Origin of the sequence: Janthinobacterium sp. CG_23.3 (assembly GCF_046115965.1) — a bacterium.
Taxonomy (GTDB): Bacteria; Pseudomonadota; Gammaproteobacteria; order Burkholderiales; family Burkholderiaceae_D; genus Janthinobacterium.
In genome coordinates, this window is the sequence record NZ_JBJXIB010000003.1 from 17,847 (window position 1) to 34,598 (window position 16,752).

At 64.5% G+C, this 16,752-nt stretch carries 16 protein-coding genes; all 16 read left to right on the forward strand.

Annotation, left to right across the window (positions count from 1 at the left end):
- Window positions 1-23: 23 nt before the first annotated feature.
- The 16 genes from ndk to ACFDR9_RS02135 all read left to right on the forward strand — a co-directional run bounded on the left by ndk (window position 24) and on the right by ACFDR9_RS02135 (window position 16,646).
- The gene (gene ndk / locus ACFDR9_RS02060) at window positions 24-440 is read left to right on the forward strand and encodes a nucleoside-diphosphate kinase (RefSeq protein ID WP_017874598.1); all 417 of its coding nucleotides are present in this window, start codon (window positions 24-26) and stop codon (window positions 438-440) included.
- A gap of 85 nt (window positions 441-525) precedes the next feature.
- On the forward strand, window positions 526-1,698 hold the full coding sequence (gene rlmN, locus ACFDR9_RS02065; protein ID WP_017874599.1) for a 23S rRNA (adenine(2503)-C(2))-methyltransferase RlmN: 1,173 nt from the start codon (window positions 526-528) through the stop codon (window positions 1,696-1,698).
- Window positions 1,698-2,516, forward strand: coding sequence for a type IV pilus biogenesis/stability protein PilW (gene pilW, locus ACFDR9_RS02070; protein WP_409029887.1), 819 nt, complete (start codon window positions 1,698-1,700; stop codon window positions 2,514-2,516). Before rlmN ends, pilW begins: the two co-directional genes overlap by 1 nt.
- A 13-nt stretch (window positions 2,517-2,529) precedes the next feature.
- Complete coding sequence (locus tag ACFDR9_RS02075; protein WP_409029888.1) at window positions 2,530-3,450, forward strand: helix-turn-helix domain-containing protein; 921 nt, start codon at window positions 2,530-2,532, stop codon at window positions 3,448-3,450.
- Between the two features lies 1 nt (window position 3,451).
- Complete coding sequence (gene ispG, locus ACFDR9_RS02080) at window positions 3,452-4,708, forward strand: flavodoxin-dependent (E)-4-hydroxy-3-methylbut-2-enyl-diphosphate synthase (RefSeq protein WP_409029889.1); 1,257 nt, start codon at window positions 3,452-3,454, stop codon at window positions 4,706-4,708.
- Window positions 4,709-4,811: 103 nt separating this feature from the next.
- Entirely contained in the window at window positions 4,812-6,164 is a 1,353-nt protein-coding gene (gene hisS, locus ACFDR9_RS02085) for a histidine--tRNA ligase (RefSeq protein ID WP_026132383.1), read from the forward strand.
- Window positions 6,165-6,220: 56 nt separating this feature from the next.
- A complete protein-coding gene (locus ACFDR9_RS02090) occupies window positions 6,221-6,874 on the forward strand; it encodes a YfgM family protein (protein ID WP_409029890.1) in 654 nt (217 codons plus the stop codon).
- Window positions 6,875-6,969: 95 nt separating this feature from the next.
- Entirely contained in the window at window positions 6,970-8,115 is a 1,146-nt protein-coding gene (bamB, locus tag ACFDR9_RS02095) for an outer membrane protein assembly factor BamB (RefSeq protein WP_409029891.1), read from the forward strand.
- Window positions 8,116-8,120: 5 nt separating this feature from the next.
- Window positions 8,121-9,464: a ribosome biogenesis GTPase Der gene (der, locus tag ACFDR9_RS02100; RefSeq protein ID WP_026132384.1), complete on the forward strand. Its 1,344-nt coding sequence runs from the start codon at window positions 8,121-8,123 to the stop codon at window positions 9,462-9,464.
- Window positions 9,465-9,606: 142 nt separating this feature from the next.
- The gene (gene hfq, locus ACFDR9_RS02105; RefSeq protein ID WP_017874608.1) at window positions 9,607-9,843 is read left to right on the forward strand and encodes an RNA chaperone Hfq; all 237 of its coding nucleotides are present in this window, start codon (window positions 9,607-9,609) and stop codon (window positions 9,841-9,843) included.
- A 42-nt stretch (window positions 9,844-9,885) separates the two neighbouring features.
- The gene (gene hflX / locus ACFDR9_RS02110) at window positions 9,886-11,118 is read left to right on the forward strand and encodes a GTPase HflX (protein WP_409029892.1); all 1,233 of its coding nucleotides are present in this window, start codon (window positions 9,886-9,888) and stop codon (window positions 11,116-11,118) included.
- 1 nt (window position 11,119) lies between these two features.
- A complete protein-coding gene (gene hflK, locus ACFDR9_RS02115; protein ID WP_409029893.1) occupies window positions 11,120-12,415 on the forward strand; it encodes an FtsH protease activity modulator HflK in 1,296 nt (431 codons plus the stop codon).
- The gene (hflC, locus tag ACFDR9_RS02120) at window positions 12,415-13,311 is read left to right on the forward strand and encodes a protease modulator HflC (RefSeq protein WP_017874611.1); all 897 of its coding nucleotides are present in this window, start codon (window positions 12,415-12,417) and stop codon (window positions 13,309-13,311) included. The genes hflK and hflC overlap by 1 nt, the downstream gene beginning before the upstream one ends.
- Window positions 13,312-13,601: 290 nt before the next feature.
- A complete protein-coding gene (locus ACFDR9_RS02125) occupies window positions 13,602-14,762 on the forward strand; it encodes an ATP phosphoribosyltransferase regulatory subunit (protein WP_017874612.1) in 1,161 nt (386 codons plus the stop codon).
- 2 nt (window positions 14,763-14,764) lie between these two features.
- Entirely contained in the window at window positions 14,765-16,078 is a 1,314-nt protein-coding gene (locus ACFDR9_RS02130) for an adenylosuccinate synthase (RefSeq protein ID WP_026132386.1), read from the forward strand.
- Window positions 16,079-16,100: 22 nt separating this feature from the next.
- Window positions 16,101-16,646, forward strand: a complete 546-nt coding sequence (locus ACFDR9_RS02135; protein WP_026132387.1) for a phosphoribosyltransferase — start codon at window positions 16,101-16,103, stop codon at window positions 16,644-16,646.
- Window positions 16,647-16,752: the final 106 nt, after the last annotated feature.

Consider the following 16,752-nt stretch of genomic DNA (forward strand, 5'->3'; position numbering starts at 1 on the left):
TCTTTTTATTGGAGTTTTTACACATGGCTATCGAACGCACCCTGTCGATCATCAAACCAGACGCAGTTGCAAAAAACGTCATCGGTCAAATCTACAGCCGTTTTGAAGGCGCTGGCCTGAAGATCGTCGCTGCCCGTATGGCCCAGCTGTCGCGCGAAGAAGCTGAAGGCTTCTACGCCGCTCACAAAGAGCGCGGCTTCTTCAAGGATCTGGTTGACTTCATGGTTTCCGGTCCCGTCATGATCCAGGCCCTGGAAGGCGAAAACGCCGTCCTGGCCCACCGCGACCTGATGGGCGCAACCGATCCTAAGAAAGCGGAAAAAGGCACGATCCGCGCCGATTTCGCTGAATCGATCGACGCTAACGCCGTGCACGGTTCCGACGCCGTCGACGCCGCTAAGGTTGAAATCGCTTACTTCTTCCCAGGCTTCGCAGCCTAAGTTGCACCCGTTACACTGATACACCCCCGTTCCCGCCGCGCCTTGCGCGCGGGAATGGATTTTTAGAATTGTTTTGAAAACGAATATGAACGCTACCCTCACCAACTTGCTGGATTTTGATCCCGCGCAACTTATCGCCTACTGCGCCGAGTTGGGGGAGAAGCCGTTCCGCGCCAAACAACTGCAGCGCTGGATCCACCAGTTCGGCGCCGCCGATTTCGATTCCATGACGGACCTGGCCAAGTCGCTGCGCGACAAGCTGGCCACCCGCGCCGAAGTGCGCGCGCCGGCCGTCATCAGCGACCACACCTCGCTGGACGGCACGCGCAAGTGGCTGGTCGACGTGGGTAACGGCAACGCGGTCGAAACCGTGTTCATCCCGGAGGAAAACCGCGGCACGCTGTGTATCTCGACCCAGGCCGGCTGCGCCGTCAACTGCCGTTTCTGTTCGACCGGCAAGCAGGGCTTCAACCGCAACCTGAGCGTCTCCGAGATCATCGGCCAGCTGTGGATGGCGGAATTCGAATTGCGCCGCACCAAGGGCATCGAACCCGGCCCGAAGGGCGAGCGCCAGATCACCAACGTGGTGATGATGGGCATGGGCGAGCCGCTGCTGAATTTCGAGCCGACCGTCACCGCCCTCAAGCTGATGCTCGACGATAACGCCTACGGCCTGTCGCGCCGCCGCGTTACCCTGTCGACCTCGGGCGTGGTACCGATGATGGACAAGCTGTCGCAGGAGGTGCCGGTGGCGCTGGCGGTGTCGCTGCACGCGTCGAACGACAAGCTGCGCGACAGCCTGATTCCGCTGAATAAAAAATATCCGCTGGCCGAACTGATGGCGGCGTGCAAACGCTACCTCGAATTCGCGCCGCGCGACTTCATCACCTTCGAATACTGCATGCTCGACGGCGTCAACGACACCGACGAGTGCGCCCGTGAACTGGTGGCGCTGGTGCAGGACCGCCAGTTCGGCGTGTCGTGCAAATTCAACTTGATTCCGTTCAACCCGTTCGCCGAGTCCGGCCTGCTGCGCTCGAAAAACCCGCGCATCAAGGCCTTCGCGCAGATCCTGATGGACGCCGGCATCGTCACCACCGTGCGCAAGACCCGCGGCGACGACATCGACGCCGCCTGCGGCCAGCTGGCCGGCGAGGTCAAGGACCGCACCCGCGTCCAGGAGCGCATGGAAAAAATGGCCGAATACCAGGAAAAATTCGGCGCCAACTTCGGCAAGATCGTGGAGATCCGTTCCTGATGAGGGACTTCGCTCACCGCTGCACGCTGGCCCTGGCCGCCGCCTTCGCGGCCGCGCTGCTGGGCGGCTGCGCGGCGGGCGGTGGCGTCGGCCAGAGCGGCAAGGCCGAGCTGGCCACCAGCTCGGACCAGTCGGCCGAGCAAAAGCGCGCGGCGATCCGCCTGCAACTGGCGGCCGGCTACTACGAGCAGGGCCAGCTGGAAGTGGCGCTGGACGAGGTTAAGCAGGCCCTGCAGGCCGACCCCAACCTGGCCGACGGCTACGGCGTGCGCGCCCTGATCTACATGGGCATGGGCCAGAACGCGCTGGCCGAGGATAATTTCCTGCGCGCGCTGAAATTGGCGCCGCAGCAGGCCGACCTGAGCAATAATTACGGCTCCTTCCTGTGCCGCAACGGCCGCGCCGCCGAGGCGATGGCCTACTTCGACGCGGCGCTGAAGAACCCGGCCTACCAGTCGCCGGGCCAGGCCTACAACAACGCCGGCTCGTGCGCGCTGCAGCTCAAGGACAACGCCGGCGCCGAACGCTACTTGCTGCAGGCGCTGAAGAGCACGCCCGACCTGCCGGCGACCAACGTCAACCTGGCGCGGGTCTATTACGAACGGCGCGACTACGCGCGAGCCGGGTTGTTCATTTCCCGGTTGACGAAAATAGCGAAAATGGAGAGCCTGACGGCCGATGTGCTGTGGCTCGCGATCAAGGTGCAGCATCAGCTCGGTGATGCGGGTGCGGAAGCAAGCATGGCGACGCAATTGCGCCGCCATCATTCCGCCTCGCCCGAATATGCTGCTTATCAACGTGGGGCGTTTGATGAGTGAGACAGGGATACCAATGAATTCAGAGTGGGCAGAACAGCCGCAGTCCCAGGGCAACCTGGGGGCGCCCGGAGCGCAATTGAAGGCGCAGCGCGAAGCCATGGGTTGGACCGTCGAAAACGTGGCCGACCAGCTCAAGCTGGCGCCGCGCCAAGTGGTCGCGCTGGAAGAGGGCGACTTCGCTTCGCTGCCGAACCTGGCCGTGGTGCGCGGCTTCGTGCGCGGCTACGCCAAGGTGGTCAAGCTGGACCCGGTGCCGCTGGTGGCGATGATCGACGTCAATCCGACCCCCAGCGCCGAAGCGGCGCCGGCGCGACGCGAGATTTCCGCCTCGTTCTCCGAGGCGCGCTTCCCGTCGATGACGCAGCGCTCGTCGACCAAACCGACCGTGTGGATCGTCGCGGCGGTGGCCGCGGCGGTGGCCGCCGCGCTGCTGGCCTACAAGTTCGGCTATATCTCGCCGGCCATGTTCGCGCAGTCCGACAAGGCCGCCGCGCCGCTCGCCGCCAGCGCCCCCGCGCCGGTCGGCACCGCGCCGGTGGAAACCACCTTGATGAAACCGGGGCAGGAACTGGCGCCGCTGCAAACGACGTCGGTGCCGCTAATTTCGGTGCCCGGCCCGGCCAACCCGACGGCGCCCGCGCCGGCCTCCGCCGGCACGCCGACGCCGGCCGCCGCCGCCGCCCCGGCCGCCACCGCCAACGCGCTGGTGCTGACCGTGGCGCAGGATTCCTGGGTCGACATCCGCCGCGCCAGCGGTGGCGCGCCGCTGATTTCGCGCATCGTCAAGGCGGGCGGCACGGAAACATTCAACATCACCGAGCCGGTGCAACTGGTGGTCGGCAAGCCGGCCGGCGTCGAGGCCAAGCTGCGCGGCGCCAAGCTGGAACTGACGCCGGTGCCGGGTGGTACCACTTCACGTTTAAACATTCAATAATATGTCCTCCTCGAATACAGCCATCGGATCGGGCCCGTCGGGCCGGCGCGACAGCCGCGGCGTCTTGATCGCGCACGGCCAGCGCCGCATTGTCGTCGGCGGCGGCGCCCCCGTGGTGGTGCAGTCGATGACCAACACCGACACCGCCGACGCCGTCGGCACGGCCATCCAGATCAAGGAGCTGGCCCGCGCCGGCTCGGAGCTGGTGCGCCTGACGGTGGACCGGCCCGAGGCCGCCGCCGCCGTGCCGTATATCCGCGAGCAGTTGGATAAAATGGGCATCGACGTGCCGCTGGTGGGCGACTTCCATTACAACGGCCACACGCTGCTGAACGACTACCCGGACTGCGCGCGCGCGCTGTCGAAGTACCGCATCAACCCCGGCAACGTCGGCAAGGGCGCCAAGCGCGACACCCAGTTCGCCCAGATGATCGAGGCCGCCTGCAAGTACGGCAAGCCGGTGCGCATCGGCGTCAACTGGGGCAGCCTGGACCAGGCCTTGCTGGCCCGCATCATGGACCAGAACGCCATGCGCGCCGACCCCTGGACCGCGCAGGCGGTGATGTACGAGGCGCTGGTGACGTCGGCGGTGGAGAACGCCGTCCGCGCCGAGGAGCTGGGCCTGGCGCGCGACCAGATCATCCTGTCGTGCAAGGTGTCGGGCGTGCAAGACCTGATCGCCGTGTACCGCGAGTTGGCGCGCCGCTGCGACTACCCGCTGCACCTGGGCCTGACCGAGGCCGGCATGGGCAGCAAGGGCATCGTCGCCTCGACGGCGGCGCTGTCGGTGCTGCTGCAAGAGGGCATCGGCGACACCATCCGCATTTCGCTGACGCCCGAGCCGGGCGGCGACCGCTGCAAGGAAGTCGTGGTGGCGCAGGAGATCCTGCAAACCATGGGCCTGCGCAAGTTCGCGCCGATGGTGATCGCCTGCCCCGGTTGCGGGCGCACCACCTCGACCACCTTCCAGGAGCTGGCCGACAACATCCAGACCTATCTGCGCGAGCAGATGCCGGAATGGAAGAAGCTGTATCCGGGCGTGGAAGCGATGAACGTCGCCGTGATGGGCTGCATCGTCAACGGCCCGGGCGAGTCGAAGCACGCCAACATCGGCATCAGCCTGCCGGGCACCGGCGAGTCGCCGGCCGCGCCGGTGTTCGTCGACGGCCAGAAAAGCGTGACCCTGCGCGGCGAGCGCATCGTCGAGGAATTCCAGGACATCGTGCTGGCGTACGTGAAGAGCCACTACGGAAAATAAACGCATCATGGCGCCGCGTGCGCCGGCTTCAACGTAGGTCGGGTTAGCCGAAGGCGCAACCCGGCACACGCGGCCCCACCGAACCACGGAATAGAAGAACACTATGTCAGAAAATAAAAAAGCAGAGAAAATCACCGGCGTCAAAGGCATGAACGACGTCTTGCCGGCCGACGCGCCGCTGTGGGAATTGTTCGAGAACACCGCCCAGTCGATCATGCAAAGCTACGGCTTCCAGCAGATCCGCACGCCGATCGTCGAAGAGACCAAGCTGTTCGCGCGCGCCATCGGCGCCGTCACCGACATCGTCGAAAAGGAAATGTACTCGTTTACCGATTCGATGAACGGCGACAACCTGACCTTGCGCCCCGAAGGCACCGCCGGCGTGGTGCGCGCCGTGGTCGAGCACAACCTGGTCTACGAAGGCCCGAAACGGCTGTGGTACAAGGGCCAGATGTTCCGCCACGAGCGCCCGCAAAAGGGCCGCTACCGCCAGTTCTACCAGTTCGGCGCGGAGGCGGTCGGCTTCACCGGCCCCGACATCGACGCCGAAATGATCATGCTGTGCCGCCGCCTGTGGGACGACCTGGGCCTGGAAAACATCCGCCTCGAACTGAACTCGATCGGCGACGCCGGCGAGCGCCTGCGCCACCGCGCCGACCTGATCGCCTACCTCGAAGGCCACGTGGACGTGCTCGACGAGGAGGCCAAGCGCCGCCTGCACAGCAATCCGCTGCGCATCCTCGACACCAAGAACCCGGCCATGCAGGAACTGGTCAACGCCGCGCCGAAGCTGCTCGACTACCTGGGCGCCGAATCGCTGGCCCACTTCGACGGCGTGCAGAAGATCTTGAACCACAACAACGTGCCGTTCACCATCAACCCGCGCCTGGTGCGCGGCCTGGACTACTACAACCGCACCGTGTTCGAATGGGTCAGCGACGCGCTCGGCTCGCAAGGCACCGTCTGCGCCGGCGGCCGCTACGACGGCATGGTTGAAATGTTCGGCGGCAAACCGACGCCGGCGGTCGGCTTCGCGATGGGCATCGAACGCCTGGTGCTGCTGATGAAAGCGGCCGGCGAACCGGAACTGCCGGGCCAGTGCGACGTGTATATGGTGCACCAGGGCGAGGGCGCGCAACTGCAGGCTTTCGTGCTGGCCGAACGGATTCGCGATGCCGGCCTCGACGTTGTGCTACATTGCGCAGCTAGCAACGGCGGCGGCAGCTTCAAGACGCAGATGAAAAAAGCCGACGCCAGCGGCGCCGCCTTCGCCGTCATCCTCGGCGAAGACGAGGTGACGCAGCACGTGGCCAACGTCAAGGCGCTGCGCGCCTCCGACGAGGGTCAGCAGCAGAGCACGGTGCCGTTCGACCAGGTGGTCGACTTCCTGGTGGACCAGATCACCGGTTGCACCGACCCGAGCCACGACCACGGCCACACCCATTTTCACCATTGATGTCTGAAATACGTTTTTTTCGCGCATTTTTTCGCTAACCATTACAACCGATACTCATGGCATACGACCTCGAAGAACAAGAACAATTAGCTTCGCTTAAAGCGTGGTGGAACAAGTACGGCAACCTGACATCGTGGGTGCTGATCGTCGCCATGGGCTCGTACAGCGCCTGGACCGGCTGGAACTACTACCAGCGCAGCCAGTCCACCCAGGCTTCGCAGCTGTACGACGAAGTGCAGAACGCCGTCACCGCCAAGGACAACGCCAAGGTGCAGCGCGCCGCCGGCGACATGGAAAGCCGCTTCGGCCGCACCGCCTATGCGCAGATGAGCGCCCTGGCCGCGGCCAAGAGCGCCTACGAGGCGAAGGACTTGAAAGCGGCCAAGGCCCAGTTGCAATGGGTCGCCGAGCACGGCAACGAGGAATTCAAGGCGGTCGCGGCACTGCGCCTGGCCGGCGTGCTGCTCGACGAGAAAGCCTACGACGAGGCGCTGAAGGCGCTGGCCGGCGAACTGCCGGCGCAGTTCGCCGGCGCCGTGGCCGACCGCAAGGGCGACATCCTGGTGGCGCAGAACAAGCTGGTCGAGGCGCGCGCCGCCTACCTGGCCGCGCTGGCCGCGACCGACAAGAAGAACCCGGGCCGCCAGTTAATCGAAGTCAAGCTCGAAGCCATCGGCGGCAGCGTGCCAGAGACCAAGGCGGCGGCTTAATCGGCTGCGATACGGCCCGCGGCTGCAGCCGGCGGGTTGCGTGGCCCCGCCGCGGCGGGGCGTGCATTCATAGTAGAGATCAAGGTTAAACTTATATGCGTATCACCGAAAAGCTGGTTGGTCTGGGTCTGCTGGTTCTGGTGGCGGGCTGTTCCTCATTGAATCCGTTCGCCTCGAAACAGACGAAAAACCTGCCGGCCAAGCTGGTCGAGTTAAAATCGAGCATTGCCGTGCGCAACGTTTGGAAGCAGTCGATCGGCAAGGCCGGCGCGTATTCGTTCACGCCGGCGCTGGCCGGCGGCAGCCTGTACGTGGCCGCCAAGGACGGCGCCGTGGCGCGCCTGGACGCGGCCAGCGGACGCGAAGTGTGGCGCATCAAGGCCGGCGGCGAGCTGACCGCCGGCGTCGGCAGCGACGGCGCGGTGGTGGTGGTCGGCGGCGCCAAGGGCGTGGTACTGGCCTTCGACGCCGACGGCAAGCCGTTGTGGAAGCAGCAGGCGTCGAGCGAAATCCTGTCGGCCCCGGTGGTCGGCCAGGACGTCGTGGTGGTGCGCAGCGTCGACAACCGCATCGTCGCCTTCGACGCCAAGACCGGCGCCAAGAAATGGACCGTGCAGCGCACCACGCCGTCGCTGACGCTGCGCAACGCGCCGGGCATGGTGATCGGCGGCGACAACGTCTACGTGGCCCAGCCCGGCGGCAAACTGCTGGCGCTGACCCTGGCCGCCGGCGTGCCGCGCTGGGAGGCGGTGGTCGGCGAGCCGCGCGGCGCCACCGAGCTGGAACGCGTCACCGACATCGCCGGCACGCCGGTGCTGTTCGACAAGGACGTTTGCGCGGTCTCGTACCAGGGCCGGGTCGCTTGCTTCGACGCCGCCACCGGCGTGCCGCGCTGGACCAAGGAACTCTCGTCCGACGTCGGCGTGGCCGTCGACCAGCGTTTTGTTTTCACCGCCGACGAGAAGGGCGCGCTCGCCGCGTTCAGTCGCGAAGGCGGCCAGAGCGCGTGGAAGAACGACGCGCTGGCCTACCGCCGCCTGTCGACCCCCTTGTCTTACGGTCGCGCGGTCGCGGTCGGCGATTTTGAAGGTTACATCCACTTCCTGTCACGGGAAGATGGCGCAGTAATAGGTCGCGTCAGCACCGACGGCAGCCCGGTTATCTCGGTTCCCGTCGTCGCAGGCACGAATTTGATTTTTCAAACCCAATCAGGGACAGTGACCGCTCTCGCGGTCGAGTAATACAAATGAAGCCGGTAATAGCACTAGTAGGTCGACCCAATGTTGGGAAATCGACTTTATTCAATCGTCTGACCCGCTCGCGCGACGCGCTGGTGGCCGACCTCCCTGGGTTGACGCGCGATCGTCACTATGGCGAAGGTCGGGTAGGCGAACGTCCCTTCCTGGTCATCGACACGGGCGGTTTCGAGCCCGTCGCCAAGGAAGGCATCATGCACCAGATGGCGTTGCAGACCAAGCAGGCCGTGGCCGAGGCCGACATCGTGATCTTCATCGTCGACGGCCGCCAGGGCCTGACGCCGCACGACAAGACCATCACCGACTTCCTGCGCAAGAGCGGCCGGCCGGTGATCCTGGTCGTCAACAAGGCCGAGGGCATGCGCTACACCGCCGTGGTGTCGGAGTTCTACGAGCTGGGCATGGGCGATCCGATCGCCATCTCCTCGGCCCACGGCGACGGCGTCACCGACATGATCGAAGAGGCGCTCAACACCGCCTTCTCGCTGCGTCCGCAAGAGGCTGAAGAGCTCGACCCGGTCGCCCGCGGCATCAAGATCGCCATCGTCGGCCGGCCCAACGTCGGCAAGTCGACGCTGGTCAACACCCTGCTGGGCGAAGAGCGCGTGATCGCCTTCGACATGCCGGGCACGACCCGCGACGCGATCGAGATCCCGTTCGAGCGCGACGGCCAGCAATACACGCTGATCGACACCGCCGGCATCCGCCGCCGCGGCAAGGTGTTCGAGGCGATCGAGAAATTCTCGGTCATCAAGACGCTGCAGTCGATCTCGGAAGCCAACGTGGTGGTGCTGCTGCTCGACGCGCAGCAGGACATCTCGGAGCAGGACGCGCACATCGCCGGCTTCGTGCTGGAAACCGGCCGCGCGCTGGTGGTGGCCGTCAACAAGTGGGACGGCCTGCAGTCGGACCAGCGCGACGAGATCAAGATCGACATCGACCGCAAGCTCGACTTCCTGTCCTTCGCCCAGACCCATTTCATCTCGGCGCTGAAGGGCTCCGGCATCGCCCCGCTGATGAAGTCGCTCAACGCGGCCTACGCGGCCGCCATGTGCGACCTGTCGACGCCGAAGCTGACGCGCGCCTTGATCGAGGCGGTCGAGAAGCAGGAACCGCGGCGCAAGGGTTCGATCCGTCCGAAGCTGCGTTACGCGCACCAGGGCGGCATGAACCCGCCGATCATTGTTATCCACGGCAACGCCCTGGACGCCGTCGGCGATCCGTACAAGCGTTACCTGGAGAAGCATTTCCGCGACACCTTCTCGCTGGTCGGCACGCCGCTGCGCATCGAGCTGCGCACCGGCAAGAACCCGTTCAATAAAACACAGAAATAGTCGCCGCCTGTGCGACGGACGGCGCCAAAACAGGTTACAGTAGCCAATAAGCATCATTCTCTTTGCGGAGAATGATGCATTGGCACTTGAAATCGGGCGAGTCGTCTCCAATTCTTAATTACAACAACATCACGGAGCTGTTATGAGCAACAAAGGGCAACTGTTACAAGACCCATTCCTCAATGCATTACGCAAAGAGCATGTTCCTGTTTCTATCTACCTGGTCAACGGCATTAAACTGCAGGGCCATATTGAATCATTCGATCAATACGTCGTCTTGCTGCGCAATACGGTCACGCAAATGGTGTACAAGCACGCCATTTCGACCGTGGTGCCGGCGCGCGCCGTCAATCTCAATATTGAAACCGAAGCGGAATAAGGCCTTGGGCCAAACTCTCCCCACCACCAGCCAGAATGCCGTATGCGCGCAGCCTTAGTCGGAGTTGACTTCGGTCACGGTGATTTCACCGCCAGCGTCGAGGAATTGATGCTGCTGTCGCGTTCGGCCGGCGCGGACCCGATCACGACCATCACGGCCAAGCGGTCGAGCCCGGATTCGGCGTATTTCGTCGGCAGCGGCAAGGCCGACGAGATCGCCGACGCGGTGGTCAATGACGGGCTTGAAATCGTCATTTTCAACCACGCGCTGTCGCCGGCCCAGCAGCGCAACCTGGAAAAGCGCCTGAACATCCGGGTGCTCGACCGCACCAGCCTGATCCTCGACATCTTCGCCCAACGCGCCAAAAGCCACGAAGGCAAGCTGCAGGTCGAGCTGGCCCAGTTGCAGCATCTGGCCACCCGCCTGATCCGCGGCTGGACCCATCTGGAACGCCAGAAGGGCGGTATCGGCCTGCGCGGTCCCGGCGAAACCCAGCTCGAGACCGACCGCCGCCTGATCGGCGACCGCGTCAAGGCGCTGCGCGCGCGTCTGGAGAAGCTGCACAAGCAGCGCGAAACCCAGCGCCGCGCGCGCGGGCGCAGCCACACCTTCTCGGTGTCGCTGGTCGGCTACACCAACGCCGGCAAGTCGACGCTGTTCAACGCCGTCACCAAGGCCGGCGTGTACGTCGCCGACCAGCTGTTCGCCACGCTCGACACCACCTCGCGCCGGGTTTACCTGGGGCAGGACGTCGGCAACGTGGTGATCTCGGACACGGTCGGCTTCGTGCGCGAACTGCCGCACCAACTGGTGGCGGCCTTCCGCGCCACGCTCGAAGAGACCATCCACGCCGACCTGCTGCTGCACGTCGTCGACGCGGCCTCGCCGGTGCGCATGGAGCAGATCGAACAGGTCAACCTGGTCTTGAAAGAGATCGGCGCCGACCACATTCCGCAGATACTGGTGTGGAACAAAATCGACGCCGCCGGCCTCGAACCGGCGGTCGAGCGCGACGAGGACGGCAAGCTGCACCGCGTCTTCATCAGCGCGCAGAAGGGCATCGGCCTCGATTTGCTGCGCGCGGCGATCGTCGAGTCGGCCAAGGACGCGCCCGGTTCGGCCCACCTGTACCAGCAGCCGGACGACGAGCCGGCGCAGCACCCGGGCGAAGACGAAGCGCCGGACGACGCGCAGGGCGACGCCAGTTCGGACCAGGCCTGCGAGGCTGATCCGACAGATAGTAATCCAACCAACATCCATGCCGGAACACGATAGTATGCTTGTCTCCCTAAAGAAAAAAATCGGCTTGAAGCTGTCCCTGAACGATCCTCGCTGGGGTAATCGGAAGGACGACGCCAACAAAGCCCAAGAGGGCAAAAAGCCCGGCGAAGGTCCGCCGGACCTGGACCAGTTGTGGCGCGACTTCACCAACCGCCTGAACACCTTTTTCGGCCAGAAGAACCGGCCCGACGGCGGCGGCAACAGCGGTGGCGGTGGCGGCATGCTGCCCGACATGAAGGGGGCCGGCATCACCGTCGGCGTGGCCGCTTCGGTGGCGGCGCTGATCTGGCTCGCCAGCGGCGCCTTTATCGTGCAGGAGGGCCAGACCGGCGTGGTGCTGACGTTCGGCAAATACAGCCATTCGACGCCGGCCGGTTTCAACTGGCGCTGGCCGTACCCGTTTCAAAGCGACGAGACCGTCAACGTGTCGCAGGTGCGCACCGTCGAGGTGGGCTACCGCAAGTCGGTGCGCGACAAGCAGGCCAAGGAATCGCTGATGCTGACCGACGATGAAAACATCATCGACATCCAGTTCGCGGTGCAATACAAGCTCAAGGACCCGGTCGCCTGGTTGTTCAACAACCGCGAACAGGAAGAGACCCTGCGCCAGGTCGCCGAGACCTCGATCCGCGAGATCGTCGGGCGCAGCAAGATGGACTTCGTGCTCTACGAGGGCCGCGAAAAAGTCGCCTTCGACACCCAGCAACTGATGCAGCACATCCTCGACCGCTACGCCGTCGGCGCCGTCGTTACCAACGTGACGATGCAGGCGGTGCAACCGCCCGAGCAGGTGCAAACCGCGTTCGACGACGCCGTCAAGGCGGGCCAGGACCGCGAGCGCCAGAAAAACGAGGGCCAGGCCTACGCCAACCAGGTGGTGCCGGTGGCGCGCGGCAACGCCTTCCGCCTGCTGCAGGAAGCCGAAGCCTACCGCTCCATGGTCACGCAAAACGCCATCGGTAACGCCTCGCGCTTCCAGCAGGTGCTGGCCGAGTACCAGAAGGCGCCCGGCGTGACGCGCGACCGCATGTACCTGGAGACCATGCAGCAAATCTTCTCCAGCGCCAGCAAGGTCATGGTCGACGCGAAAAGCGGCAGCAACCTGCTGTACCTGCCGCTCGACAAGCTGATCGCCCAAAGCGCCGCCCAGGACGCCAGCGCAGCGGCGGCCAAGGCCGCGGCGACGCCGCAGGCCAGCACCGCGCTGCCGCCGGAATTGATACAAACAGTGGAAGGGTCGCGCCGCGACAGCCGTTCCCGGGAATCGTCGCGTGATCGGGAGAGCCGCTAATGAATCGTATCGTCACAGCCTTGGTCGCGGGCTTTATCGCGCTGATGCTCCTGTCGTCGACCGTCTTCATCGTCGACCAGCGTAAATACGCCATCGTGTTCGCGCTGGGCGAGGTCAAGCAGGTTATCAAGGAGCCGGGTCTGCACTTCAAACTGCCGCCGCCGTTCCAGAACGTGCTGTTCCTCGACAAGCGCATCATGACCATCGAATCGCCGGAGGCGGACCGCTTCATCACGGCCGAGAAGATGAACATCCTGGTCGACGCCTTCGTCAAATGGCGCATCGTCGAGCCGAAACTGTACTTCGTCAGCTTCGGCGGCGACGAGGGCAGGGCGCGCGACCGCATGTCGCAAATCGTCAAGGCGTCGCTGAACGACGAAATCACCAAGCGCACGGTGCGCGAAGTGATTTCCGGCCAGCGCGGCAAGGTCATGGACGCTATCCTCGCCAAGGTCGTCGCCGAATCGAAACTGATCGGCATTGAAATCATCGACGTGCGCCTGAAACGCGTCGACTACGTCGAGCAGATCAACAACTCGGTGTACGAGCGGATGAAATCGGAACGCGTGCGGGTCGCCAACGAACTGCGCTCGACCGGTTCGGCCGACTCCGAGAAGATCCGCGCCGACGCCGACAAGCAGCGCACCGTGATCCTGGCCGAAGCCTACCGCGAGGCGGAGAAAATCCGCGGCGAGGGCGACGCCAAGGCTTCGCTGACCTACTCCGAGGCGTTCGGCAAGAACCCCGAGTTCTACAAGTTCTACCGCAGCCTGGAAGCCTACCGCGCGACGTTCAAGAGCCACAGCGACGTCATGGTGGTGGACGCCAACTCGGACTTCTTCAAATACTTCAAAGGGTCCGGCGCGTCCGGCCCGGCGGCGCCGGCGAAGAAGTAAGCGGCAGTCCCAGCGCGGACCGGGGCCGGTCCTTGCATCCCAACATTCTTCAGGGAATGCTGGCGTGCAAGGCCCGGCCCCGGTCTTTTTAACGCCTTTCGACGGCGTTTCGATCTGTATAGACATCGTTGCCGGCCGGGCTGTGGGCGGATTTTCTGGTCGCCGCGAGCGAACTTATCCCTGTTGCCACACATTTTCGCGTAAAATATCAGGTTCGGCCTTCTGCTGCGTGCGCGTTTCTCCGTCGCGCAGAAAGCATTTTTCAACTTTCTTCCGTATCTTGTCCCCTCATGCCGAATTGGCTTTTGCCCGAAAATATCGCCGATGTATTGCCGTCGGAAGCGCGCAAGATTGAAGAGTTGCGTCGGCTCATGCTCGATAATTTCCGTCTGTACGGATATGAACTCGTCATGCCGCCGCTGCTGGAGTATCTGGAGTCGCTGCTGACAGGCGCCGGCGCGGATACCGATCTGCGCACCTTTAAACTGGTCGACCAGCTGTCCGGGCGCATGCTCGGCCTGCGCGCCGACATGACGATCCAGGTCGCCCGCATCGACGCCCACCTGCTGAACCGGGCTTCGGTGACGCGCCTGTGCTACGCCGGCAGTGTGCTGCACACGCGCCCGTCCGGCCTGCACGCGACGCGCGAGCCGCTGCAGATCGGCGCCGAGATCTACGGCCACGCCGGCCTCGAAGCGGACGCCGAGATCCAGGAACTGGCGCTGGCGTCGCTGGCCCTGGCCGGCTTTAGCGAAGTGCGGCTGGACCTGTCGCACGTCGGCGTGCTGCGCGCCATCATCGCCGACGACGCCGCCGCCCTCAAGGACGAGGCGGCGCTGTACACGCTGCTGCGCGCGAAAGACGCGCCGGGCCTGGGCGCGCTGACGGCGAACTACCTGCCGGTCACCCGCGCGGCCCTGCTGGCCTTGCCCGGCCTGTACGGCGACATCGACGTGCTGGCCAGGGCGCGCGACGTGTTGCCGCCGCTGCCCGGCATCGGCAAGGCGCTGGCCGAGTTGGCGGCGCTGGCCGGATCGGCCATCGGCCGCGCCGAAGTGGCGATCGACCTGGCCGACCTGCGCGGCTACCAATATGAAAGCGGCGCCATGTTCGCGCTGTACGTGCCGGGCTTGCCGAACGCGGTGGCGCGCGGCGGCCGTTACGACCACGTCGGCGAAGCGTTCGGCCGGGCCCGTCCCGCCACCGGCTTTTCGCTCGACCTGCGCGAACTGGCGCGGCTGCTGCCGACCGCGGAGCGCAAGCATTCGATCCGCGCGCCGTGGGGCAACGCCCCCGAATTGAGGGAAAAAATCGCCGAGCTGCGCAAAGCCGGCGAGGTGGTGATCCAGAGCATGCCTGGTCACAGCAATGAACAAGACGAGTTCGAGTGCGATCGCGCGCTGGTCCTTGACGATAATGGTAGTAACTGGATTCTTAAAAACTTAGGTTAAGTATGTCAAAGAAAATTATGGCAAAGAACGTTGTGGTTATCGGCACCCAATGGGGCGATGAAGGTAAGGGCAAGATTGTTGACTGGTTGACCGATCACGCCCAGGGCGTGGTGCGCTTCCAGGGCGGCCACAACGCCGGCCACACGCTGGTCATCGGCGGCGTCAAAACCGCCTTGCAACTGATCCCGTCGGGCATCATGCGCCCGGGCGTGGCCTGCTACATCGGCAACGGCGTGGTGGTGTCGGTGCCGGACGTGCTGCGCGAAATCGACAAGCTGCAAGCCGTTGGCGTTGAAGTCGCCTCGCGCCTGAAGATCTCGGAAGCGTCGCCGGTTATCCTGCCGTACCACTCGGCTCTGGACGCGGCGCGCGAAGCGGCCCGCGGCGCCGCCAAGATCGGCACCACCGGCAAGGGCATCGGCCCGGCCTACGAAGACAAAGTGGCACGCCGCGCGATCCGCATCGCCGACCTGCTCAACGAAAGCCGCTTCGCCGAGAAACTGGCCGAGAACCTCGACTACCATAACTTCGTGCTGGAAAACTACCTGAAGGCGCCGAAAGTCGACTACCAGAAGACCCTGGACGACGCGCTGGCCTACGTGCCGCGCCTGCGCCCCATGGTCGCCGACGTCTCCAGCGCGCTGTACGCCGCGCACAAGGCTGGCGCCAACCTGCTGTTCGAAGGCGCGCAGGGCAGCTTGCTCGACGTCGACCACGGCACCTACCCGTACGTCACCTCGTCGAACTGCGTGGCCGGCAACGCCGCCGCCGGTTCGGGCGTCGGTCCGAACATGCTGCACTACATCCTGGGCATCACCAAGGCCTACACGACGCGCGTCGGCTCCGGCCCGTTCCCGTCCGAGCTGAGCACGGACGACGGCGTCGGCCACCACCTGTCGGCGGTCGGCCACGAGTTCGGCACCGTCACCGGCCGCGCCCGCCGCTGCGGCTGGTTCGACGCCGCGCTGCTGCGCCGCTCGGTGCAGATCAACGGCGTGTCGGGCATGTGCCTGACCAAGCTGGACGTGCTGGACGGCCTGGAAACGCTGAAGCTGTGCACCGGCTACATGCTCGACGGGCGCAACGTCGACATCTTCCCGGTTGGCGCCGAAGACGCCGCCCGCTGCGTGCCGATCTACGAAGAAATGCCGGGCTGGAAAGACAGCACCGTCGGCGCGAAATCGCTGGCCGCGCTGCCTGCCGCCGCACGCGCCTACATCAAGCGCATCGAAGAACTGGTCGGCGTGCCGATCGACATGGTCTCGACCGGCCCGGATCGCGAAGAAACGATCGTGCTGCGTCACCCATTCGAATAATAAAAGTAGACGGAAAAGTATTATGACGACTCCACAAACCAACGAAAAACACCTCTGGGTGTCTTGGGACGAATACCACCGCCTGATCGAGCGCCTGGCGCTCAAAGTATACGAATCGGGCTGGAAATTCGACCAGGTGCTGTGCCTGGCGCGCGGCGGCGTGCGTCCGGGCGACGTGTTTTCGCGCATCTTCGACGTGCCGCTGGCGATCCTGTCGACCAGCTCGTACCGCGAAGAAGCGGGCACCGTGCGCGGCGACCTCGACATCGCCAAATACATGACGATGACCAAGGGACCGCTGGCCGGCCGCATCCTGCTGGTTGACGACCTGGTCGACTCCGGCGTGACGCTGGAAAAAGTCACCAAGCACCTGGAGACGAACTTCTCCGGCGTCACCGAAGTGCGTTCGGCCGTCATCTGGACCAAGGGTTGCTCGTCGATCCGTCCTGACTACTGCATGGAAGACCTGCCGCACAATCCGTGGATACACCAGCCGTTCGAAGACTACGACGGCCTGCGTCCGCACCAGTTGGCGGCGTGGCTGAAGAAAGACGACACGGCCGCGTAATCGACCGGGTTAGATGACAATGGCGGGTGAGCTTAACGGTTCACCCGCCATTTTTTATGGGCGCAACAACGCTAGGCTCCCGCACCGGCGTCGGCGCCGTGATTCC